This window comes from Streptomyces sp. NPDC001406, from assembly GCF_042895285.1.
Classification (GTDB): Bacteria; Actinomycetota; Actinomycetes; order Streptomycetales; family Streptomycetaceae; genus Streptomyces.
Genome location: NZ_JBIAWG010000011.1, coordinates 256,679 through 278,894, shown reverse-complemented (window position 1 = coordinate 278,894; position 22,216 = coordinate 256,679). Strand labels below are relative to the sequence as shown.

The 22,216-nt window shown below is 71.9% G+C and carries 18 protein-coding genes; 11 read left to right on the top strand and 7 right to left on the bottom strand.

The genetic code is table 11. The annotated features are described in order from the left end of the window. Nucleotides 1-22 precede the first annotated feature (22 nt). The 6 genes from ACFY1J_RS27165 (at nt 23) to ACFY1J_RS27140 (ending at nt 7,264) form a co-directional block, all read left to right on the top strand. Entirely contained in the window at nt 23-754 is a 732-nt protein-coding gene (locus ACFY1J_RS27165) for a ferritin-like domain-containing protein (protein WP_390732137.1), read from the top strand. Nucleotides 755-842: 88 nt separating this feature from the next. After that, complete coding sequence (locus ACFY1J_RS27160) at nt 843-2,408, top strand: hypothetical protein (RefSeq protein ID WP_390732136.1); 1,566 nt, start codon at nt 843-845, stop codon at nt 2,406-2,408. Between the two features lie 161 nt (nt 2,409-2,569). Further along, nucleotides 2,570-4,060 (top strand): APC family permease, encoded by a 1,491-nt coding sequence (locus ACFY1J_RS27155; RefSeq protein ID WP_390732135.1) that lies wholly within the window; start codon nt 2,570-2,572, stop codon nt 4,058-4,060. Nucleotides 4,061-4,089: 29 nt separating this feature from the next. Next, nucleotides 4,090-5,304 carry an arginine deiminase gene (locus ACFY1J_RS27150; RefSeq protein ID WP_390732134.1) on the top strand — a complete coding sequence of 405 codons (1,215 nt, stop codon included), beginning with the start codon at nt 4,090-4,092 and terminating at the stop codon, nt 5,302-5,304. Between the two features lie 30 nt (nt 5,305-5,334). Then, nucleotides 5,335-6,336: an ornithine carbamoyltransferase gene (gene argF / locus ACFY1J_RS27145; protein ID WP_390732133.1), complete on the top strand. Its 1,002-nt coding sequence runs from the start codon at nt 5,335-5,337 to the stop codon at nt 6,334-6,336. Nucleotides 6,337-6,340: 4 nt separating this feature from the next. After that, the gene (locus ACFY1J_RS27140) at nt 6,341-7,264 is read left to right on the top strand and encodes a carbamate kinase (RefSeq protein WP_390709569.1); all 924 of its coding nucleotides are present in this window, start codon (nt 6,341-6,343) and stop codon (nt 7,262-7,264) included. A 36-nt stretch (nt 7,265-7,300) separates the two neighbouring features. Here the strand turns inward: ACFY1J_RS27140 and ACFY1J_RS27135 are convergent, their stop codons facing one another. The 3 genes from ACFY1J_RS27135 to ACFY1J_RS27125 form a co-directional block, all read right to left on the bottom strand. Further along, entirely contained in the window at nt 7,301-7,960 is a 660-nt protein-coding gene (locus ACFY1J_RS27135) for a universal stress protein (RefSeq protein WP_390732132.1), read from the bottom strand. A gap of 141 nt (nt 7,961-8,101) precedes the next feature. Then, nucleotides 8,102-9,403, bottom strand: coding sequence for a phosphoribosyltransferase family protein (locus ACFY1J_RS27130; RefSeq protein ID WP_390732131.1), 1,302 nt, complete (start codon nt 9,401-9,403; stop codon nt 8,102-8,104). Nucleotides 9,404-9,486: 83 nt separating this feature from the next. Next, nucleotides 9,487-10,074, bottom strand: a complete 588-nt coding sequence (locus ACFY1J_RS27125; protein ID WP_390732130.1) for a hypothetical protein — start codon at nt 10,072-10,074, stop codon at nt 9,487-9,489. 229 nt (nt 10,075-10,303) lie between these two features. Here ACFY1J_RS27125 and ACFY1J_RS27120 point away from each other — a divergent pair, with 229 nt between their 5' ends. The 4 genes from ACFY1J_RS27120 (at nt 10,304) to ACFY1J_RS27105 (ending at nt 15,681) form a co-directional block, all read left to right on the top strand. Then, entirely contained in the window at nt 10,304-11,371 is a 1,068-nt protein-coding gene (locus ACFY1J_RS27120) for a zinc-dependent alcohol dehydrogenase family protein (protein WP_390709565.1), read from the top strand. 30 nt (nt 11,372-11,401) lie between these two features. Then, entirely contained in the window at nt 11,402-12,076 is a 675-nt protein-coding gene (locus ACFY1J_RS27115; protein WP_390709564.1) for a helix-turn-helix domain-containing protein, read from the top strand. A 208-nt stretch (nt 12,077-12,284) separates the two neighbouring features. Further along, on the top strand, nt 12,285-14,696 hold the full coding sequence (locus ACFY1J_RS27110) for a glycoside hydrolase family 65 protein (RefSeq protein ID WP_390732129.1): 2,412 nt from the start codon (nt 12,285-12,287) through the stop codon (nt 14,694-14,696). A gap of 82 nt (nt 14,697-14,778) precedes the next feature. Next, nucleotides 14,779-15,681, top strand: coding sequence for a universal stress protein (locus tag ACFY1J_RS27105; RefSeq protein WP_390732170.1), 903 nt, complete (start codon nt 14,779-14,781; stop codon nt 15,679-15,681). 91 nt (nt 15,682-15,772) lie between these two features. Here ACFY1J_RS27105 and ACFY1J_RS27100 read toward each other — a convergent pair whose 3' ends face one another. Further along, on the bottom strand, nt 15,773-16,039 hold the full coding sequence (locus tag ACFY1J_RS27100; RefSeq protein WP_390709562.1) for a DUF1876 domain-containing protein: 267 nt from the start codon (nt 16,037-16,039) through the stop codon (nt 15,773-15,775). Nucleotides 16,040-16,068: 29 nt separating this feature from the next. Next, on the bottom strand, nt 16,069-17,223 hold the full coding sequence (locus ACFY1J_RS27095; protein ID WP_390732128.1) for a CapA family protein: 1,155 nt from the start codon (nt 17,221-17,223) through the stop codon (nt 16,069-16,071). A 37-nt stretch (nt 17,224-17,260) separates the two neighbouring features. On the opposite strand from ACFY1J_RS27095, the gene polX reads away from it, so the two are divergent. Then, a complete protein-coding gene (polX, locus tag ACFY1J_RS27090) occupies nt 17,261-19,060 on the top strand; it encodes a DNA polymerase/3'-5' exonuclease PolX (RefSeq protein WP_390732127.1) in 1,800 nt (599 codons plus the stop codon). On the opposite strand, the gene ACFY1J_RS27085 is transcribed toward polX, so the two are convergent. Continuing rightward, entirely contained in the window at nt 19,004-19,804 is an 801-nt protein-coding gene (locus ACFY1J_RS27085; protein ID WP_390732126.1) for a hypothetical protein, read from the bottom strand. The genes polX and ACFY1J_RS27085 overlap by 57 nt on opposite strands. Before the next feature lie 203 nt (nt 19,805-20,007). After that, nucleotides 20,008-22,206 carry an RICIN domain-containing protein gene (locus tag ACFY1J_RS27080; protein WP_390732125.1) on the bottom strand — a complete coding sequence of 733 codons (2,199 nt, stop codon included), beginning with the start codon at nt 22,204-22,206 and terminating at the stop codon, nt 20,008-20,010. Nucleotides 22,207-22,216: the final 10 nt, after the last annotated feature.

The following is a 22,216-nucleotide window of genomic DNA, read 5'->3' as shown; positions in this document are numbered from 1 at the left end:
TCCGGGGACGACGGGAGGCCGCGTGCGTACGGGCGGACATGCCGACTGGACAAGGCGATTCGAGGAGGAGCGCGAGCGCAGGCAGGCGCAGGGCGACCCGGACTGGGCGCGGGGAGCGACGCTGCACCGCGCGCTATGGGCGGGAATCCAGCGTTTCCAGGTCGGCGAGGACGGTGACGGCACCAATCTCATCGCCAAGGCCGAGGCGGCAGGGGACCCCGAATACGCCGACGCGGTACGGCTGTTCGTCGCCGAGGAACAGAACCACGCCCGGCTGCTGGCCGGCCTGCTGGCCGCCGGTGGCATGCCGACGCTCGCGGGCCACTGGAGCGACAAGGTCTTCGTACGGCTCCGGCGGCTGCTGGGGCTGCGCACGGAACTGCTGGTGCTGATGATCGCGGAGGTCGTGGCGCTGCGCTACTACCGGGCCCTGTGCGACGGCACGGACGACGCGCTCGCCTCCGACGTGGCGGGCCGCATCCTGGCCGACGAGGAGCGCCATGTGCCCTTCCACTGCGAGCGGTTGCACGTCTCCTTCCTGGAACTGCCCCGGCTGCTGCGGCACCCCGTGACGGCCCTGTGGCAGCTGCTGCTGCTCGCGGTGGTGCTCGTGGTGGCCGCCGACCACGGCGCCGGTCTCAGTCAACTCCGCGTCGGACGACTGCGTTTCGTGGCCGACGTCATGGCGTCGTCGAAGGGCGTCGTCTCCGCGGTGCTGACGGCCGTACCGCACCCCGCGCCCGTGCCGCGCTGAGGAACCCGGGAGCCCTGTCGAACCCACACCATTGGCCGTACACTGCCAACTCGCAGACATATGGGTCGTGTTGACGGGGGGAGCCCTCATGTCCGGTGATCCGTACGGCCCCAACCATGGCTTTGTCGTGCCGCCCATGCCGTCGAGCCCGCCGCCCGCACCGCCGGACGCCTGGCGGGCGGTGGCGGTCGCACTGCTCAATCTCAGCGGCCTCGGCCTCGGCTACGCCCTCGTGCGTCGCCGGGTCCTGATGGCCGTGTGCTGGGCGGCGACGGCCGTCCTGCTGCTCGTCGCCCTGCCCGCGGACGCGGACGGCGTCCCGGGACTCGCGCTCTCCGTCTACCTCGTGTTCCTCGCTCTGGCCGCCGTCCACGGCGCGTTCGCCGGACTGCGCACCACACTGGCCTGGCCCGGAAGACCGCCCCTCGCGCTGCTGCTGGGCGTGCTTCTCCTTGCCGCACCGGTCGGCGGCGCGGTGCTGTACGACGACGCCCGCGAGGAAGCGATCCAGCAACAGCTCCTCGACCGGCTCGACGAGGCCGACCAGCTGGTGGCAAAGAGCGGCCGGCGGTCCTTCGAGAGCGCGAGGTCCGACTACGGCACGGCCCTGGACGTGTACGAGGACCTCGCGGCCCACCATTCCGGCTCCCGCGCGGCCGACCGTGTCCCCGACAGCATGGAGACCTATTACGCGACGGTCGGTGCGGACTACGGCCGCAAGCGCTACTGCGAGGCGATCGCGCCGCTGAAGTATCTGCGTACGGTGCCGCGCACCATGCCGAAGGAGGAGCTCGGCGCGCTGACCCGGTGGCCCGACGACCGGCTGGCCACCTCGCTGTACGAGTGCGGATCGAGCAGCCTGTCCTCCGGCGAGGCGGACTGGGTCACCCACTTCGGTGAGCTGCTGAGCACATTCCCCCGGTCCGAGCAGACGACGAAGGTCGCGCCCGCCGTCGACCTGGCGGTGGCCGGCGCGGAGAAGAACGTACGCGGCTCCGACCCCTGTGCCGCCGTCGAGCGGTTGCGCGGTCTGAAGACCCGGATCAGCGACCTCTCGGGGAGCGCGGGTGACGCCGCAGCCGATCTGACGAAGAGTGCCGACCGGGCCGGCCGGAGCGCCGACTCGGGGGAGTACGCCTGCGGAGTCGACCAGTACAAGGACGGCGACTTCGAGGCGGCGCAGCAGACCATGGACGAGTTCGTCGCCGACCACAAGAACGACAAGAACCGGGCCCGCGCGAAGAAAATCTCCATCGCAGCCGAGGTCGCCCAGACGCTGCCGGCCGCCGGGAAGCGACTGCCCACCACCGCCTCCGGCGGCAGCATCTCCGTCACGGTCAAGAACGACAGTCCCGACCCCATCACGGTCTACTACACCGGCCCGGTCACCGGCAGCTTCTCGCTCAAGGCCTGCGGCAGCTGCAAGGCCTATTCCTTCGCCGCCTCGATCACGATCGGATTCAAGCCCTGCAGCGACGGCGGCAAGCACTACCCACAGCGCACGATCAGCCTGCCGCCCGGCACCACGTACTTCGTGCACAAGCCGCGGGGCATCAGCACGGCGACCCCCGCCTCCGACACCGCCAAGCTCCGCTCCGGCTACATCTACACGGAGTGCGCCTACACGACGCGGACCCTCGGCAGCAGCTACTGACACCCGGACGACCGCACGCTCACCTGGGCTGAGCGGGCCCGGTACAAGAGGACCATCGGACCCCCTCCGGGCCATCCGGCCGCTGTCCGCACCTCTGCGCGCCACAGAAGCATGGCTGACGGGCCGACCCCTCCGTAACGGACCGCACAAGGAGCACAGCCATGGCCAGTAACACACGCAGAGGAGACCGAGCGGCGCCCACGGCCGCCCTCGGTCTGCCGGCCGCGTCCGCGCTCGTGATCGGCAGCATCATCGGCACCGGAGTGTTCGCCCTCCCCTCCGCGCTCGCCCCCTACGGCCCCATCTCCCTCGTCGCCTTCGTCGTCGTGACCCTCGGCGCCCTCGCGCTGGCACACACCTTCGGCGCCCTGTCGAAGCGCGTCCCGGCGAGCGGCGGACCGTACGTCTATGCCCGCGAGGCCTTCGGTGAGTTCGCCGGGTTCCTCAACGCCTGGTCCTACTGGATCACGGCATGGGCCGGGAACGCGGCGATCGTGGTGGCCTGGGTCGGCTATGTCGAGGTCTTCGTCAACACCGGCCACAAAACCGGCATATCGGTACTCATCGCGCTGGTCGGGCTGTGGATACCGGCCGCGATCAACCTCACCGGTGTGCGCAACATCGGCGCCTTCCAGGTGATCACGACCGTGCTGAAGTTCGTCCCACTGGTCTTCATGGCGACCGTCGGGCTGCTCTTCATCGACGCCGGCAACTTCGGCGCCTTCAACGCCAGCGGCCAGTCGGCGCTCGGCGCGATCTCCGCGGCCGGGGCCATCGCCCTGTTCAGCTACCTCGGCCTGGAAGCGGCCTCGGTGGTCGCCGGGCGGGTCCGCGAGCCGGGACGCAACGTGCCGCGCGCCACCGTGTACGGCACGCTCGCCTGCGCCGTCATCTACATCCTCGGCACCCTCGCGGTGTTCGGCACCGTCTCGCACGCCGACCTGGGCTCCTCCACCGCGCCGTTCACCGACGCCGCGAACAACATCTTCGGCGGCACCTGGGCCGGCGACGCCGTCGCCGCGGCCGCCATCATCTCCGGCATCGGCGCCCTGAACGGCTGGACCATGCTGTGCGCGGAGATGCCGTACGCCGCCGCCCGCGACGGCCTCTTCCCCGGCGTCTTCGCCAAGCTGCGCGGTGAGAGCGGGGTCCCGGCCTTCGGCATCGTCGCCTCCACCGTGCTGGCCTCGCTGATCACGGTATTCAGCTACACACGCTTCGAGGACGTCTTCACGAAGATCGTGCTGCTGAGCGTGCTCACCGCGGTGATCCCCTACCTGTTCTCCGCCGCCGCCCAGCTGTACTGGCTGCTGGTCCGCGGCCGCGACAGCCTCAGCCCCCGCCGGCTGGCCCGCGACATCACCATCGCCTCGCTCGCCCTCGTCTTCTCGTACTGGTCGATCCAGGGCAGCGGCTACCAGACCGTCTACTACGGCCTGTTCGTCCTGCTGCTCGGCATCCCGGTCTACGTCTGGCTCAAGCGGGGCCAGGGCAGCTACGGCGAGCCGACGGCCCCCACGGCCGTGACGATCCCGGCCCAGGAGGACCGGGCACCCGAGACACCCCCGCCCACCCAGCGGATCTCCCGCGGGCTCCGGACCAACCGTATTGGCGGCACCCGCAAGCGCAACGGCCTCGGCCACCACGACTGACCGAACCACAGCACAAAGGAACTCCCACCATGAACACCTTCCACGTCGACTCCGAGGTCGGCCCCCTGCGCCAGGTGATCCTGCACCGCCCCGGCCTCGAACTCTCGCGCCTCACCCCGCGCAACGTCGACGCCCTGCTCTTCGACGACATCCTGTGGGCCAAGCGCGCCCGCGAGGAGCACGACGCCTTCGCCCAGGTCCTCAGGGACTACGGCGCACGCGTCCACTACTTCTCCGACCTGCTGGCCCAGACCCTCGACGTCCCCGAGGCCCGTGACTGGCTGCTCGACCGGGCCATCACTCCGGCCACCGTGGGCCCGGCCCTGATCGACCCGGTGCGCGCGCTCTGCGCCGACCTCGACGGGGAGACCCTGGCCGGCTATCTCATCGGCGGGCTCCTCATGAGCGACCTGCCGATCGCCGCACCGCACAGCCTGGTCTGGAACGCCCTCGACCGGGACGACTTCGCACTCACCCCGCTGCCCAACCATCTCTTCCCGCGCGACAACTCGTGCTGGATGTACGACCGTCTGTCGATCAACCCGATGGCCAAGAGCGCCCGCCGGCGCGAGAGCCTGCATGCCGAGGCCATCTACCGCTTCCACCCCAGGTTCGCCGGCCACATCACCGAACCGATCCTCGACGGCGTGGTGGGCACCCTGGAGGGCGGCGACGTCCACGTCCTCGGCAACGGAGCCGTGATGGTCGGCATGGGCGAGCGCACCACCGCCCAGGCGGTGGAGAACCTGGCGGCACGGCTGTTCGCCGGCGGCACGGCCAGACGACTGATCGCCGTCCAACTGCCGTCCGCACGCGCGTACATGCACCTCGACACGGTCCTCACCATGGTCGACCGCGACGCCTTCACCATCTATCCCGGCCTCGCCGACTCCCTGCGCTCGTGGACGCTCACACCCAGTGACACGCGCGAGGCCGGCTTCGACGTCGCGGCGAACTCCGACCTCGCGACCGCCCTCGCCGAGGCCCTCGACCTGGACAAGGTCCGCATGCTCTGCGCGCCCCAGGACATCCGCAACGCCGAGCGCGAGCAGTGGGACGACGGCAACAACTTCCTCGCGATCGCCCCCGGAGTGATCGTCGGCTACGAGCGCAACGTCACCACCAACACCTATCTGCGCAAGCAGGGCCTCGAGATCGTCACCATCGCCGGCGGTGAACTCGGCCGCGGCCGCGGCGGCCCGCGCTGCATGAGCTGCCCCATCGAACGCGACCCGGCCGTCTGATCGAGCACCGATCAAGCAAGGGGAACCACCATGACCGTCGACCTGCGAGGCCGCTCCTACCTGAGCGAACTCGACTTCACCTCCGCCGAGATCCACCACCTCCTCGACCTCGCGGCCGGCCTCAAGGCGGCCAGGCGCGCGGGCACCGAGCGGCCCCGGCTGACCGGCAAGCACCTCGCGCTGATCTTCGAGAAGACCTCCACCCGCACCCGCTGCGCCTTCGAGGTCGCCGCCGCCGACCAGGGAGCCGCCACCACCTACCTCGGCCCCGGCGACACCCACATCGGCGCCAAGGAGTCCATCGCCGACACCGCCCGCGTCCTCGGCTGCATGTTCGACGCCATCGAGTACCGGGGCTCCGCCCAGTCGATCGTCACCGAACTCGCCGCCCGCTCCGGCGTCCCCGTATACAACGGGCTGACCGACACGGCACACCCCACCCAGAGCCTGTGCGACGTGCTGACCATGCACGAGCACAGCCCCAAGCCGCTGCCGGACATCGCCTACTGCTACCTCGGCGACGCCCGCAACAACATGGGCAACTCCCTGCTGTCCATGGGCGCCCTGCTCGGCATGGACGTACGCATCGCCGCTCCCCGGCAGCTGTGGCCCGACCCGGAACTCGTCACCACCTGCCGCACCCTGGCCGACCGCAGCGGCGCCCGCATCACCCTCACCGAGGACGTCGAGACCGCCGTACGCGGTGCCGACTTCCTCCACACCGACGTCTGGGTCTCCATGGGCGAGCCCGCCGACACCTGGGGCGAGCGCATCGAGCTGCTGCTCCCGTACCAGGTCAGCGACAAGACGCTCGCCCTCACCGGGAACCCGGACGTAAAGTTCATGCACTGCCTCCCCTCGCTGCACGACCGCAGTACCCGCCTCGGCCGGGACCTGTTCGACACCCACGGACTGGACGGCCTGGAGGTCACCGACGAGGTCTTCTCCTCTCCGGCGTCGATCGTCTTCGACCAGGCGGAGAACCGGCTGCACACCATCAAGGCCGTGCTCGTCGCCACCCTGGAGGACTGAAGCCATGCGCATCGTCGTCGCCCTCGGCGGCAACGCCCTGCTCCACCGCGGCGAACGCCCCGACGCCGCGGTCCAGCAGGCCAACATCGACCGGGTCGCCACCGCGCTGGCCGCCCTCGCCCATGAGCACGAGCTGGTCATCACCCACGGCAACGGCCCCCAGATCGGCCTGCTCGCCATGGAGAGCGCCGCCGACCCGGACCTGAGCGCCCCGTACCCGCTGCATCTGCTCGGCGCCCAGACCCAGGGCATGATCGGGTCGCTGCTGGCCTGCACCCTGCACAACGCCCTGCCCGGCCACCGGATCGCCACCCTCGTCACCCACACCCTGGTGCGGGCCGAGGATCCGGCCTTCGACCGGCCCACCAAGTTCGTCGGCCAGGTCTACCCCCGTGAGCTGGCCCGGTCCCTCGCCCGCGAGCGGGGCTGGCACATCGCCGAGGACACGGGGGGCTGGCGGCGGGTCGTGCCCTCACCCGACCCCCGGCGGATCGTCGAGACCGAGACGATCCACGATCTGCTCGGCGGCGGCGCCCTGGTCATCTGCGCCGGCGGAGGAGGGATCCCCGTCACCGCCGACCCCGTCACGGGCGCGCTGACCGGCGTCGAAGCCGTCGTCGACAAGGACCTCTCCGCGGCCCTGCTCGCCGAGCACCTCAAGGCGGACTTCCTGCTCGTCCTCACCGACGTGCCGTACGTCTACGAGGGTTACGGCACCCCCGAGCAGCGGCCCCTCTCGGACGTGACCCCCCTCCAGCTGCGCCGCGGCGGCTTCCCCGAGGGCTCCATGGGGCCCAAGGCGGAGGCGGTCGCCCGGTTCGTCGAGAACACCGGCGCACTGGCGGCGATCGGAGCGCTGGACGCGGCGTACGAGATCGCCCACGGCAGGTCGGGGACCCTGGTCCGACCGGATCTCCTGACCGACTGAGCGAGCGGGCGCGCCGGCAGGCACGCCCGGCAGCGCCTAGGACGGTACGACGGCGACCGGGCACGTGCCGGCCCGCAGCAGGCTCCGCGTGGTGTCCCCCCACGCGGAGCCCCGCCTGTGTCCCACCACGACCAGGGCGGCGTGTGCGCAGTGATGGAGCAGAGCCTCGGACGGGGTGAACGAGACGACGTCCTGGAACACCGGTACGTCCGGGTACTTCGCGCGCCAGGGGCGCAGAGCGTCCGTCAGCAGCTGGACCTCGTGGTCCTCCCAGGTGGCGCGGTCCTCCTCCGGTACGGCGAAGGGCAACTCGGCGGCACTCGGCGGCAGCGCCCAGGCGTGCACGGCGTGCAGCCGCAGGCCACGCAGCCGGGCGCTCTCGAAGGCGAAGTCGATCGCGGCGTCGGCGGGACGGCGGGCGTCGATGCCGAGGGTGACCCCGCCGGTGTGGTTCGAGCGGGCTGGAGCGTCCGGGACCAGGATCAATGGGCAGGTCAGAGTCTCGGCGTCGGCCGCCATGTCCTCCGGGCCGAGGCCCAGACCCGTGACGGTCACCCCGGCCTCGCCCGGGTCCCGCGGCCAGGTGCGGACCACGCGCAGCGGCAGATCGCGCAGTATCGCCTCGTCCTCCGCCCAGTCGGCCGCGGCCCGGCCGCCCGCCGAGGGATCGACTCCGGCAAGGATCACTCGCTGCATGACCGTCCACCTCTCCGCCGCGAGGGAGCGTGTCCCCCCACGCGCCCTCCACCCTGACGCCTGCCGCTGTGCCGGTTCAGGGGCCGAACGGCCCCGAAACGTGGGCACTTGGGGCCAGGGGCCTACGCGAGCCCAGGCGCGTCAGCCGGTTTGGTCGGGGGGTGCCAGATGGGTGGTGAACCAGTCGCTGGCCAGTTTGGCGACGACGGGCAGGGTGCCCGGCTCGGCGAAGAGATGGCTCGCGCCGGGTACGACCGCCAGGCGGTGCTCGCATTGCAGCCGGTCGGCGGCGAGCCGGTTCAGGCTGAGCACCTGGGTGTCGAGACTGCCGACGATGAGCAGCGTCGGTGCCCGCACCCGGGCCAGCGAGGCGGCGGAGGCCAGGTCGGGGCGGCCGCCGCGGGAGACGACCGCGCAGATGCCGGAGTCGTCGGCGGCGGCCTCCAGCGCCGCGCCGGCACCCGTGCTGGCGCCGAAGTAGCCCACGGGCAGGTCGGTCTCCCGGCGCAGCCAGAGGGCCGCGGACTGCAGCCGCCGGGACAGCAGGTCGATGTCGAACACGTTTTGCCGGTCGCGTTCCTCGTCCTCGGTGAGCAGGTCGAGCAGCAGCGTGCCCAGACCGGCCCGGTTGAGCACGGCGGCCACGTACCGGTTGCGCGGGCTGTGCCGGCCGCTGCCGCTGCCGTGCGCGAACGCCACCACGGCCCCGGCCGGTTCCGGAAGCACGAAGCGGGCGGCCAGCCGTACCCGCCCGGCCGGCACCTCGACCTCGCGGTTCGGCGAGGGCGCGTCGGGAGGGGCGGGGGAGCCGGACGCGGGGCGCGCCAGGAGGTCGGTGACCTCGGCGTCGCCGGTCTGGTCGAAGACGCGGTACCAGGCGCCGACGGCGCCGAAGTAGGCCGGGCTGTGCAGACACACGACCTCGTCGGCCACCGCACGCAGCAGTGGGAGCGCCCGCCCCGCCCCGACCGGGACGGCGAGCACGATCCGGGCCGCGCCCCTGCCCCGTACGACACGGCACGCGGCCTGCGCGGTGGCACCGGTGGCCAGTCCGTCGTCCACGACCACGACGGTCCGCCCGGCGAGCGGTACGGGATCGCGGCCGGCCCGGTACTCGCGCACCCGCCGCTCCAGCTCGACCCGCTCGTCCGCCTCCACGGCCGCCAGCTCGGCCGGCTCCAGCCCGGTGTCGCGGATCACATCCTCGTTGAGCACCCGCACGTCCTGCTCGCCGATCGCGCCGAAGCCCAGCTCCGGCTGCCACGGCACACCCAGCTTGCGGACCACCAGCACGTCCAGCGGCGCGCCGAGCGCCCGCGCCACCTCGTACGCCACCGGGACCCCGCCCCGGGGCAGCCCGAGCACCACCACGTCCGCGCCGCGCAGATACTCCAGTCGCCGGGCCAGGCGGCGCCCGGCGTCCGTACGGTCGTCGAATCGCATACGGCACCTCCTCACGCCCGCCGCCGGCGGTGAACCGCCCCCTTCCATTGCAGCGCGATCGGGCCGACTCGGCAGAGGGAAGGTCAGCCCGTCTTGTGCCCCCACCGCGGGCCGACCAGAGCCCACTCCCGGCCCCACTCGTCGATACGCCGCCGGTCGAGCCGCCACCGTACGACGGCGCCGGCGCCGACGACGGCCCCGGTCAGGGCCAACGCGGCCCCGGCCCCGACGAAGCCGGCCTCGAGGGACGCCTCCGTACGACCGGTCGGCCGGTCGGTGAGCCCACCGTGTTGGTCCTGCCAGATCGTGACCGAGGCTCCGGCCGCCAGATCGGTGCCCACCAGGGTCCGGCCGGTACGGGTGGTGCCGTCCGGCGCGGTCCAGCGCACCGTGGCCCAGGCCCGGTCGCCCCTGCCCCAGGTCGCAAGCGTGCTGGCGGGGGTGTCGGCGAGGAGCACGGCCCGGACGGGATGCCGCTCGGCGCGCTGCCGTGCGAACACCTCGTCCGCGGCGTGGGCCGTCACCAGGCCGGCGACCGCGCCGCCCAGCACGACGAGCGTCCATACGCCCAGCACCAGCCAGGCCTCGACGATGTCGTCGTGCCGTCGCAACGGGTTGCTCCGCCAGCGCCACAGCCACCGCCGCCGCCGTGCGGACTTGCCTTCGCGCATCGCCGCGCACCCCCTCGTCGTCTTCGCTCCTGGTGACAGTTCCGAAGGTGACAGCAGGCACCGCGGTACGACATGGGCCGACCAGGGGCCGCAGGGGCCCCGTCCGGCGGGCCCCGGGGGCCGTACGGCCCAAGCGGAACCCGTCAGGGCAGGGCAAGCTGGATCTACGGGGCAAAGAGGCTTTTCCCTGCCCCTGCACCGCCCGACCGGAAAGGAGGGTGAGGGCGACATGAAAGGCTTCGTCTTCCACGGCCCGGGACAGTCCGCCTGGGAGGAGGTCCCCGACCCCGCCATCAAGGAGCCCACCGACGCGATCGTGCAGATCGGCGAGGTCACCATCTGCGGGACGGACCTCCACATCCTCAAGGGCGACGTACCCGAGGTGCAGCCCGGCACCGTGCTGGGGCACGAGGCCGTCGGTGAGATCGTCGAGGTCGGCAGCGACGTACGGACCGTACGGCCCGGAGACCGGGTCCTGGTGTCCTGCATCAGCGCCTGCGGCCGCTGCCGTTACTGCCGTGAGAGCTCGTACGGCCAGTGCCGGGGCGGCGGAGGCTGGATCCTCGGGCACCTGATCGACGGCACCCAGGCCGAGTACGTGCGCGTCCCCTACGCCGACCTGTCCGTGCACGCGCTGCCCGCCGGTGTGGCGAGCAGGGACGCGGTACTGCTCGCGGACATCTACCCGACCGCCTACGAGGTGGGCGTGCTCAACGGGCACGTACGCCCCGGGGACACCGTCGCCGTCGTCGGGGCCGGCCCGATCGGACTCGCGGCGATCACCACGGCGGGCCTGTTCGCGCCCGAACGGATCATTGCCGTGGACCTGGCACCGGCCCGGCTGGAGGCGGCCAGGCGGTTCGGCGCCGATGCCGTCGCGGACGTCCACGAGGCGCCCGGACAGCTGGTCGACGACCTCACCGACGGGCTCGGCGCGGACGTCGTCATCGAGGCGGTCGGCGTGCCGGAGAGCTTCGAGCTGTGCACCCGCATGGTGCGGCCGGGCGGGCACGTGGCCAACATCGGTGTGCACGGCAAGCCCGCGACCCTGCACCTCGAAGAACTGTGGATCAAGAACGTGACCATCACCACCGGGCTGGTCGACACGTTCTCCACCCCCACCCTGCTGCGGATGGCGGCCGCCGGACGGCTGCCGACCGAGCAGATGGTCACCCACATCTTCCCGCTCGACCGCATGGAGGAGGCCTACGAGGTCTTCGCCGGGGCCGCCGAGACCGGCGCGCTCAAGGTGGTCCTCGGCGGGGAGCAGCACGAAGTGGCCGTGCGCACGGACTGAGGCGGGCCCGACGAGAGGATGTGACGGCTGATGGCCGAACGCACGAAGGCGAACGGGCCGGAAGGAGCGCCGGTCGGCGACCTGGGCCGCCGGCTCGTCGCCCGGCGCACCCAACTCGGCCTGACCCGCGCCAAGACGGCCGAACGCGCGGGCGTCGCCCCCAGTTACCTCAGATACTTGGAGGAGCAACCCGGTGCCGCACCGGGCTCGGGCCTCCTGGTCCGGCTGGCCGAGGTGCTGGAGACCACGGTGTCCGAACTCACCGGCGGCGACACCGAGCTGCCTCCCGGTCCCGGACGCGCAGGGCGGGCACCCGAGTTCACCGAACTGGGACCGAGCGAGTGCGGGGAGCTGCTGTCGACGCACGGCGTGGGCCGGCTCGCGGTGTCCACGGAGTCGGGGCCCGTGATCGTGCCCGTCAACTACAGCATCGTCGACGGCGCGGTCGTCTTCAGGACCGGGGCCGGTACGACGCCGTCGCTGGCGGCGGGCCACCAGGTCGCCTTCGAAGTCGACCGTATCGACGACGCGTTCAGCCGCGGCTGGAGCGTCCTCGTGCGCGGACGGGCGCGCACGGTGACGGACCCCGACGAGCGGAGTCGGCTCGATGCGGAGGCCTACAGCACACCGTGGACGGGCGGCCACCGCGACCTGTGGGTGCGCATCGCACCCGACACGGTCACGGGCCGCAGGATCAGGGTCTGAGCCGGGGCTTGCTCCGCTTCGACGGGGCGCACGGGCGGAGCGACACCGCGGGGGATCGGTGCCGCTCCTGTCTCCACTGTCTCGTGGACCGCGGCCCCACGACAGGTGCCAACCGGACGCTTTGCGGGCGCGGAATTCCCGCCGCGCGCCGTAGCGCCGACACCGTCGTACCCGACCTCGCACGACAAGTCGAAGGGGGACCGCCGGCGTGACGGGCTGGACGTGGGAGTACGACGGCTACGAGCCCGCGGACGAGCGTCTCAGGGAGTCGCTGTGCGCACTGGGCAACGGCTATGTCGCCACACGCGGGGCCCTGCCCGAGTGCGCCGCGGACGGCGTGCACTATCCGGGCACCTATGTGGCCGGCTGCTACAACCGGCTCACCTCGGACGTGGCCGGACGCCGCGTCGAGAACGAGGACATGGTCAACCTCCCGGACTGGCTGCCGCTGCGTTTCCGCCCCACCGGGCCACAGCGGCCCACCGGAGCGGACTGGCTGACGCCGGACACCGCCGAGGTCCTCGACCACCGGATGGTCCTCCACCTGGACTCGGGCCTGCTGGAACGCCTGACCCGCTACGGGCTCGGCGACGGGCGGGCCCTGCGCGTGCGCCAGCTGCGCATCGTCCACATGGCCGACCCGCACCTGGCGGCCCTGCGCACCGAGTTCACCGCCGAGGGCCACACCGGCGAGCTGGAGGTCGAGGCCACGCTGGACGGCGGCGTCACCAACGCCGGTGTGGCGCGCTACCGGGACCTGGACGGCCGTCATCTCACCCATGTGGTCACGGGCACGGCCGCGCCCGACACGGTGTGGCTGCGCTGCCGTACCCGCACCTCGGACATCCGGATCGGTATGGCGGCCCGTCTCACCGCCTTCGCACCGGTGTCGGACCGGCACGAACCCCCGCGCGCCGTCCAGCGGCTGACCCTGCCGCTCACCGCGGGCCGCACCGTCACCGTCGACAAGACCGTCGCCCTCCACACCTCGCGCGACCCGGCGATCAGCGACCCGCTGCGCGCCGCCGTCGACCGGGTGGGCGCCGCGCCCGGATTCGACGAACTGCTCGAGTCCCATCTGAGGGCCTGGGACCAGCTGTGGCGCAGGGCCGAACTCGACGTCCCCGAAGAGGCCGGACGCATCCTGCGGCTGCACCTCTTCCATGTGCTCCAGACCCTCTCCCCGCACACGGCCGACCTGGATGTCGGGGTACCGGCCCGGGGGCTCAACGGCGAGGCCTACCGCGGCCATGTCTTCTGGGACGAGCTGTTCGTCCTGCCCTACCTCAACCTGCACTTCCCCGAGGTCTCCCGCGCCCTGCTCCGCTACCGCCACCGCCGCCTGGACCAGGCCTGCTCCGCGGCCCGCGCCCTGGGCCGGCGTGGCGCGCTGTACCCGTGGCAGAGCGGCAGCGACGGGCGCGAGGAGACACAGGCGCTGCATCTCAACCCCCGCTCGGGGCGGTGGCTGCCGGACCACTCGCGGCTCCAGCGGCACGTCGGCTCGGCGGTGGCGTACAACGTCTGGCAGTACTGCGAGGCCAGCGGCGACGCCGAGTTCCGGCACACCAAGGGCGCCGAGATGCTGCTGCAGATCGCCCGCTTCTGGGCCGACTCGGCGATCTACGACGACCGTCTGGGCCGGCACCGCATCCGGGGCGTGATGGGCCCCGACGAGTACCACGACGCCTACCCCGACCGGCCCGAGCCCGGACTCGACGACAACACGTACACCAACGTGACCGCCGCCTGGGTGCTCGCCCGCACCCTGGAACTGCTGCGCACCCTGCCCGAGCCGCGCCGCCTCGAACTCGTCGAGCGCACCGGCCTCGACCATGCCGAGCTCCAGCAGTGGGAGGACGTGTCCCGCACCCTTCACGTGCCCTTCCACGAAGGCGTCATCAGCCAGTTCGACGGCTACGGCGATCTCGCCGAACTCGACTGGGACGGGTACCGGAAGCACTATGGCGACATCCGGCGCCTGGACCGGATCCTGGAGGCGGAGGGCGACACGGTCAACCGCTACCGGGCATCCAAACAGGCCGACGTACTGATGCTCGGCTACCTCTTCTCACCAGCCGAACTCCGTTCCCTCTTCGACCGGTTGGGTTACCGGCTGAACGAGGAGACCTGGCAGCGCACCGTCGACCACTACCTCTGCCGCACCAGCCATGGCTCGACCCTCAGCGGTCTGGTGCACGGCTGGATCCTGGCGCGTGCCCGACGGGCCGAAGCCTGGGCGTACTGCCAGGAGGCCCTGCGCGGCGACATCGCCGATCTGCAGGGCGGCACCACCGGTGAGGGCATCCACCTGGGCGCCATGGCGGGCACCCTCGACCTGGTTCAGCGCGGGCTGACCGGCATGGAGACCCGCGACGGGGCGCTGTGGCTCGACCCCGTGCCGCTGCCCGAGCTGTCGTCGTACGGTTTCGTCCTGCGCTTCCACGGGCACTGGGGCGTACGCCTGCGGCTGGAGCGCGGCCAGCTGGAGGTCACCGTGCCGTCGTCCGACCGCGCCCCGATCGACCTCCGGCTGCCCGGCCGTTCGGTCCGGTTGCAGCCGGGGGAGACATGCTGGCTGCCAACAGAGCCCGGACGTGGGCCGGTTGGTCCCCGGTGAGGCCCTGACAGCCCCTCCCGGTCCGGCGCCGGACGCAGGACGCTGGCATCGGGAAGCAGGCCCAACACCTGGAGGTGGCATGATGCTTCCGCCCGTCGTCGTCGGAGTGGACGGATCCGCCGAGAGCCTTGCCGCCGCGGAATGGGCGGCCCGTGAGGCCGCACGCCGCGAGCGGCCACTGCGTCTGGTCCATGCCTGGAACCCGCCGCCGAGCGCGAAGGAGGACGGCACGGCCGCGGCCGGCCGCCGCTACCTCGCCCAGCGCACACTGCGTCAGGCGGAGGAAGGGGTGCGCGCCGCGTGTCCCGAGGTCCGGCTGCACGACGAGCTGGTCGAGGGCCCCGCGGTCGAGGTGCTGCGGGAGGCGGCCGAGGGGGCCGAACTGCTGGTGCTGGGATCGCGGGGGCTGAGCGGCTTCACCGGGTTCCTGGTGGGTTCGGTCGCCCTCGGCGTGGTGGCGCGGGCGACCGGGCCGGTGGTTCTGGTGCGGGCCGGTGAGGAGACCGCCGACGAGCATCTGCCCGCCCCCGACGGCAGCGCCTCGACCACGACCGGATACCGGGACGTGGTGCTGGGCGTCGACCTGAGCGAGCCGTGCGACGAGGTCATCGAGTTCGCCTTCGAGGCGGCGCGGCTGCGGCGGGCCCGGCTGCGGGCGGTGCACGCCTGGCAGCCGCCGGGGCCGCTGGGCCTGGGCGAGGGGGACATCGGCCTGATCGACGATCCCCGGCGGGCCGAGGAGTGGCTCGGCTTCCTCAAGGCGGTGCTCCAGGTGTGGCGCGACAAGTATCCCGAGGTGGAGGTCCTGGAGACGGTGGTCGAGGACAAGCCCGCCAACGCACTGCTGCGCGCGGCGACCGGGGCGAGCCTCCTGGTCGTGGGACACCACCTCACCCAGCGGCGGATCGGCCCGCGCACCGGGCCCACCACCCACTCCGCCATCCACCACATCTACTGCCCCGTGGCCGTCGTGCCCCACGCGTGACGGCCGCCGGGCCCTCATCCGCGGCGGCCGGTCGCGGATCCCGTACGGCCGACAGCGCCGGGCGGGACCCGCGACGGGACCGAGTGCCCGCTCATGCCTCGATGGGACCGGCCAGCTGGACGATGTCGTCGGCGGCCACGTCGTGCAGCCGGATGGCGAGGTCCTCCAGCGCGCGGCTGGCGGCCAGTTCGTCCCCTATCTCCGGCACCGGCCGGTCGACCGGATTCCGCCGCGCCACACCCCGGCCGGTGACGGTCGACGTGTCGCGAGTGGTCAGCACGGCACGCGCCTGGGTGTCGTCGCCTTCCTCGGTGATGTAGATCTGCACGGTCCACTGCTTCGCTTCCACCGTGATCACCTCCGTGCGCTGATCCCCCCGTCGTTGCCCTACTCTTCAGGCTGCGCCCCGCCGGGCCGCCGGTCCAGAGCGGACCGGCCCGGGAGTTCCAGCGTCAGCGCCCCGTCGGCCGCCACGGCGATGGACACATCCTTGCTGACCCGCTCCAGCGTCTCGCGCAGCCAGTCGCGATCCTCGGCGCAAGCGGGCTCCAGCCGCATCCGACGGGCCCGCAGCGGCACCATGCGCAGTCCGCTGAGGCGTCCGGTGGCCGCCTCGACCGAGACCAGGAACGCCAGCCGGAGGTCGTCGCGGTACGCCTCGTACCCCGTGATGCCTTCGTAGTCGTCGACGAAGTCGCCGCAGCCGTGCAGCACGAGCCGCTCGTGGTACACCTCGACGGGGCGCGGATGGTGCGAGGAGTGACCGTGGATCACGTCCACACCGCCGTCGACCAGGGCATGTGCGAAGCGGATCTGCCGCTCGGGGACGCGGTAGCCCCAGTTGGAGCCCCAGTGCACGGAGACGACGACGATGTCCCCCGGGCGTCTGACCCGGCGTACCCGCTCCACGACTCCGTCGGCCTCGGCCCGGGTGAGGGCGGGGACGAACGCGACGCCCGGCCGGTCGGGGCCCGCCGCCCAGTCGGACGGGATGCCGCTGCACGACGCACCCAGCGCGAACACCAGCACGCGCCCGCCACGGCCCACCGGGACCGCCACGGGAGCGCGCGCCTCCTGCGCGTCCCGCCCGGCGCCCGCCGTACGCAGCCCCGCGCGGGAGAGGGTGTCCAGGGTCTCGGTCAGCCCCGCCCGCCCGAAGTCCAGCACGTGGTTGTTGGCCAGGACACAGACATCGGGCCGGGCCACCAGCAGCGCGGGGATGTTCGCCGGGCTCATGCGGTAGTGGACCCCCTTGCCCGGAGCGAACGCGTCGCTGCGGGTGACGGACGTCTCCAGGTTCACGATCCGGACGTCAGGGGACTCCTCCTCCAGCACCCCGAGCGCCTCGCCCCACGGCCACGCGGGGATGACGGGGGCGGGGATCGGGCCGTTCACGGCCTCCGCGCTCCGGACATAGCCGAGGGCGTCGCCGACGTATCCCTCCTGCAGGGCCGGATCGCCCGGGTGCGGGAGGATCTGGTCCACTCCGCGCCCCAGCATCACGTCGCCGCACAGGAACAGCGTCACCGTGCTGCCGCTCATGTCTCCACGGTAGGACGACCGTGCCTACCCTGGAGGAGTGGCCCGGTCCAATGACGAGGTCGCCGCGCTGCTCCAGGAGTACGCCGACCTGATCTCGATCACCGGAGGAGACGCCTTCAAGGCACGCGTCTACGAGAAGGCTGCCCGCGCGATCGGCGGCCACCACGCCGACGTCCGTGACCTCGACGCCAAGGGCCTGCGGGAGATCCCCGGCGTCGGCAAGTCGATCGCCGAGAAGGTCGTCGAGTACTTCCGCACCGGCCGCATCTCCGCCGTGGACGAGCTACGGGCGCGGATCCCGGCCGGAGTACGGCAGTTGACCGCCATTCCCACCCTCGGACCGAGGAAGGCGCTCCTGCTCTACGAGGAGCTGGGCATCTCGTCGGTCGACGAGCTCACCGAGGCCATCCACGCCGAGCGGCTGCGCGATCTCAAGGGCTTCGGACCGCGAACGGAGGAGAACATCCTCCACGGCATAGAACTGCTGCACTCCACCGGGGACCGTGTCCTGCTCGACGTCGCCATGGACCTCGCCGAGGAGATCACCGGCGCGCTGTCCGAGGTGACCGGCTGCCGGCGCTGCGCCTACGCCGGCTCACTGCGTCGCGTCCGCGAGACCATCGGCGACATCGACATCCTCGCCACGGCCGAGGACTCGGCGCCGCTCATGCGGGCGTTCACCGAGCTGCCGTACGTCACCGAGGTCATCGCGCACGGCGGGACCAAGACGTCGATCCGCACCACCAAGGGCCTCTCCGTCGATCTGCGCGTCGTCCCGCCGGACTCCTGGGGAGCCGCGCTGCAGTACTTCACCGGCTCCAAGGCGCACAACATCCGTACCCGGGAACTGGCCGTGCACCAAGGCCTGAAGCTCTCCGAGTACGGGCTCTTCGACGCCGAGAGCGGAGAGAAGATCGTCTCCGAGACGGAGGAGGACGTCTACGCCCGGCTCGGCCTGCCCTGGATCCCGCCGACACTGCGCGAGGACCGCGGGGAGATCGAGGCCGGACTGCGCGGCGAACTGCCCGACCTGGTGAGCGAGGCGGACATCCGGGGCGACCTGCACACGCACACCGACCTCACCGACGGACTCGCCCCGCTGGAGGAGATGGTCGCGGCGGCCGCCGAGCGCGGCTATGCCTACTACGCGATCACCGATCATGGACCGAACCTGTACATGCAGCGCATGACCGACGAGCGGATGCTGGCGCAGCGCGAGCGCGTACGGGAGCTCGACGGCTACGGCACGCGGGGGCGACGGGGCGGGATGTGGCTGCTGCACGGTGTGGAGCTGAACATCGACCCCGACGGCGCGGTGGACTGGCCGGAGGAGTTCCTGGCCGGCTTCGATCTGTGCGTGGCCTCGGTGCACTCGCACTTCAACCAGGGCCGCGAGGCGATGACCCGCCGGATCGTACGGGCCTGTGAGAACCCGTACGTCAACATCATCGGCCACCCCACCACCCGTATCGTCGGCAAACGGCCGGGTGTCGACGCCGACCTCGACGAGATCTTCGCCGCCTGCGCGCGCACCGGCACCGCCCTGGAGATCAACGCCCACCCCCACCGGCTCGACCTGCGGGACGAGGACATCCTGCGGGCCCGGCGGTACGGGGTGAAGTTCGCCGTGGACAGCGACGCCCACGCCGCCCTCCACCTGGCGAACATGCGCTACGGGGTGGGCACGGCACAGCGCGGCTGGCTCACCAAGGACGACGTGATCAACACCTGGCCCAGGACACGGCTCAAGCGCTTCCTGAGCAAGAAGGAGGCGCCCTGTTCAGCCGAGGCACACCACGAGGAGGCACAGCTCGGACGGCGAGGTCGCCGCCGGTGAGGGGCTCGTCTGCGAGGTGCCCGAGCCGGTGCCGCCGGTCTGCGTGGGTGCCGGCGTGGACGGCTGCTGAGCCGTGGTGCCGGTGTCGCCGGTGGCCGCAGAGCCGGTGGCCGCAGAGGCGGCCCGCGCCTTCGGAGCCGATGTAGTCGCCGGCCGAGGCGTGGTGGCGGCGTCCGGACGCGTCATCGTCGGCGAGGTGGGGTCCGGTGCGGCGGCGGACTGCTGATGCGGGGCGTTGGCGGGGAGCGGCTGTGCGGGGGGCGTGGGGTGCGCGGACCGATGCCTGCCGGGCGGTGGCGTCGACGCCGGGCGGGTCTGCTCCACGGTCGGTTCCTGGGCGGAACCGGTCGGGTTGTTCTCCGGTGCCGTGGCCGCCTGTGCCCGGTCGGCGGAGTGACGGTCCAGGGAGGCGACGGTCAGGCCGCCGCCCACGATCGCGACGGCCGTGGCGACGGCGGCGCGGCGCTTGTTCTTCTTCCACCGGGCCAGCTGGCGGCGCCGCGCGGCCCGGCCCTGCGGCGCGGGGGGTGCCACCTCGGCCGCGATGTCTTGCGCAGGGGCCGCGACGGGTGCCGTGTCACCGGGGCCGAAGTCCGGCCGGCCGTGGGCGGTGGCCGGGTTCTCGCACGACGGCACGGCGGGACGCAGGGCCGAGGGCGGGGCTATGTCCGGCGCATAGGCGCCGCATCCGGGACACACCAGGGCGCCGTTGAGATGCCGACGACACGAGGAGCAGTAGTCCATCTGCGGTCTTCCTGGGTTGGCTGCGCCGTCGGCCCGCTCGGCCGCGACCTGGTCGTGTTCGCACGTGGGAATCGATCGATCAGGAACGCTAGCGAGGCTTTCGCGGGGCTGTGTGCAGTCTGTGTGACACTCCTGCGCAGATGTGACCCGGGGCGCGTGAGTGCCGTGTGGGGCCGGGGCATCCTGTCCCGGCCCCGTCCGGTCTACGGGTAGTTGGTCAGGTTGGCCACATTGGTCGTGGAGTTGGACGGACCTCCGGTGTTGTTCACGACGTGGGAGATGGTGCCCGTGCCGCCGAGTGAGACGGTGACCATGCTGGTGAAGCGGACGTTCGCGGTGTTCGGGGCCTCGATGGCGCGCGCGGCCGTCACACTCGGGTTGACGTTGAAGTAGCAATAGCTGCCCAGGCCGTAGGCCTGGTGGCTGGTGACGGAGTCGGCGACCTTGTAGGCGGCGTAGCCCTGGGTGGAGCCGTTCATCCAGGCCGACTGGCCGGGCGGGTCGTACGGCATCTCGTTCTGGTAGAAGTACGTGCGGCCGCCGTTGCCGTTCCACACGGTCTGGTACTTCTGGAAGTGCTCGACGAACAGGCCGTACATCGTCACGTTGTCGCCGTTGACCACCAGTCCCGTGTCGGCGGTGTTGCTGGTCCAGCCGACGCCGCTGCCGTGGTCGGCGCGCCAGATCCACATGTGGTCGCCGATGACGTTGTCGCTGTTGACGACGAGGCTCGTGGTCGCCTTGCCGACGGCCGCGCCGCCGACGCGGAAGTACACGTCGTGCAGCGAGGTCGGGTCGGCCGCGTGGGAGGCGGACGAGCCGGTCGGGCCGACCTCGACGAGGGTCGAGGAGTTGGTCGTGCCCGCGTCGAACAGCAGGCCCGCGATCTTCACACCGTCGACGTCGGCGACCGTCATCGCGGTGACCCCGTTGTCGGGGACGAAGGTGGCGAGACCGAGGCCCAGGACGACGGTGTCGGGGCGGGTCACCTTCAGGGTCTGGTCCAGGTGGTAGACGCCCGGGGTGACCAGGAGGTTCTGGCCCGCCGCCAGGGCCGCGTTGATCTGTGCGGCGGTCGCGCCGGGCTTGACCACATGGAACTGGCTCAGCGGCAGTGAGGTGCCGGAGGGGTTGCCGCCCGCCCAGCTGGTCGCCGTGGAGTTGGTGCGGACCGACGGCACGAACACCTGGTACGCGCCCGCGCCGTCCACGTACAGGAACGGCTTCTCACGGGTGACCGGGCTCTGGGCCACCGTCGTGTAGGGCGGCTTGGGGAAGCTGGTGGCCGGTACGCCCTGGCTGCCGACGAAGACCATGTTCCAGTTCGAGCCGGTCCAGCTGCCGAGCTGGGAGTTGCGCGTCAGCCACTGCTGCTGGGTGCCGGAGTCGACCTGGCCGTCGACCTTGCTGTCGGCGAGGTAGCCGCCGCTGGACCAGCCGCCGTCGTCGAGGGCGAGGTTGCCCCGCAGATGCATACGGCGGTAGGCCGCCGCCTGGGAGACGGCCCAGCGGTCGCCGCCGCCGGCCGGGTTGACGGACAGGTTCTCCGCACCACGCCAGAAGTTCTGGGTGGCATTGCCCTGGAACCAGTCGGCCTCGGCGTGCACCGCGCCGTTGACCGACACCGCGTCGGGCGTCAGACCGAGCCCCAGGACCTGGGTGTAGAAACCGACGTTGACGTCGGCGCTGTAGGTGCCCGGCTTGAACATCACGGCGTAGCGCTGGGAGCCGAACTGGTTGCTCTCCTGCTGGCGGAAGATGGAGTCGAGCCTGCTCTGGATCGTCGAGGACGACATCGACGGGTCGAAGACGACCACGTTCGGACCGAGGTCAGGGTCGCTCGGGGACTGGGTCACGGGGACCACCTGGAAGCGCTGCGCGGCGGTGCCGTTGCAGGTGTACTGCACCAGTTGCACACTGTCGGCGGTCGAGGCCGCGGGATCGTCGAGGCACTTGCCGCTGTTGCGGTTGACGAAGTGGTAGGCGCCGCCGCCCTCGTCCACGGGCAGCCACTGCTGGTTGGCTCCGCCGCCGTAACTCCACAGCTGGAGAGGCGCGTTGTCGGCGGTGGAGACGTCGGTGACGTCCACGACCTGACTGGTGCTGTTGTGGTTGTTGATCCGGACGTAGCCGTCGCTCGTGCCGGTGAAACTCCACTGCTGGGCGCCCGAGTTGTTGCAGGCGTACTGCTGGACGACGGTGCCGTTCGCGGTGGCGGCGGCCTTGGCGTCGAGGCACTTGCCGCTCGCCGCGTTGATGACGGTGGCGAAGCCGGTGGGCAGCGCGGCGGCCGCCGCGTGCGAGGGAGCCGCCGTCAGCAGTGCCGCGGCTGCCGTGGCGGCCAGAGCGGCCGCGAGGGATCTGCCCCGGTGCGGGGAAGCGGGGGGTGGGAGGCGGAACACGGGTTCTCCT

Excerpts from the sequence above, each read along its gene's own strand:
- ACFY1J_RS27160 (WP_390732136.1), top strand. The coding sequence starts at position 843 with ATGTCCGGTGATCCGTACGGCCCCAACCATGGCTTTGTCGTGCCGCCC.
- ACFY1J_RS27155 (WP_390732135.1), top strand. The coding sequence starts at position 2,570 with ATGGCCAGTAACACACGCAGAGGAGACCGAGCGGCGCCCACGGCCGCC.
- ACFY1J_RS27150 (WP_390732134.1), top strand. The coding sequence starts at position 4,090 with ATGAACACCTTCCACGTCGACTCCGAGGTCGGCCCCCTGCGCCAGGTG.
- argF (WP_390732133.1), top strand. The coding sequence starts at position 5,335 with ATGACCGTCGACCTGCGAGGCCGCTCCTACCTGAGCGAACTCGACTTC.
- ACFY1J_RS27140 (WP_390709569.1), top strand. The coding sequence starts at position 6,341 with ATGCGCATCGTCGTCGCCCTCGGCGGCAACGCCCTGCTCCACCGCGGC.
- ACFY1J_RS27135 (WP_390732132.1), bottom strand. The coding sequence starts at position 7,960 with ATGCAGCGAGTGATCCTTGCCGGAGTCGATCCCTCGGCGGGCGGCCGG.
- ACFY1J_RS27130 (WP_390732131.1), bottom strand. The coding sequence starts at position 9,403 with ATGCGATTCGACGACCGTACGGACGCCGGGCGCCGCCTGGCCCGGCGA.
- ACFY1J_RS27125 (WP_390732130.1), bottom strand. The coding sequence starts at position 10,074 with ATGCGCGAAGGCAAGTCCGCACGGCGGCGGCGGTGGCTGTGGCGCTGG.
- ACFY1J_RS27120 (WP_390709565.1), top strand. The coding sequence starts at position 10,304 with ATGAAAGGCTTCGTCTTCCACGGCCCGGGACAGTCCGCCTGGGAGGAG.
- ACFY1J_RS27115 (WP_390709564.1), top strand. The coding sequence starts at position 11,402 with ATGGCCGAACGCACGAAGGCGAACGGGCCGGAAGGAGCGCCGGTCGGC.
- ACFY1J_RS27105 (WP_390732170.1), top strand. The coding sequence starts at position 14,779 with ATGCTTCCGCCCGTCGTCGTCGGAGTGGACGGATCCGCCGAGAGCCTT.
- ACFY1J_RS27095 (WP_390732128.1), bottom strand. The coding sequence starts at position 17,223 with ATGAGCGGCAGCACGGTGACGCTGTTCCTGTGCGGCGACGTGATGCTG.
- ACFY1J_RS27085 (WP_390732126.1), bottom strand. The coding sequence starts at position 19,804 with ATGGACTACTGCTCCTCGTGTCGTCGGCATCTCAACGGCGCCCTGGTG.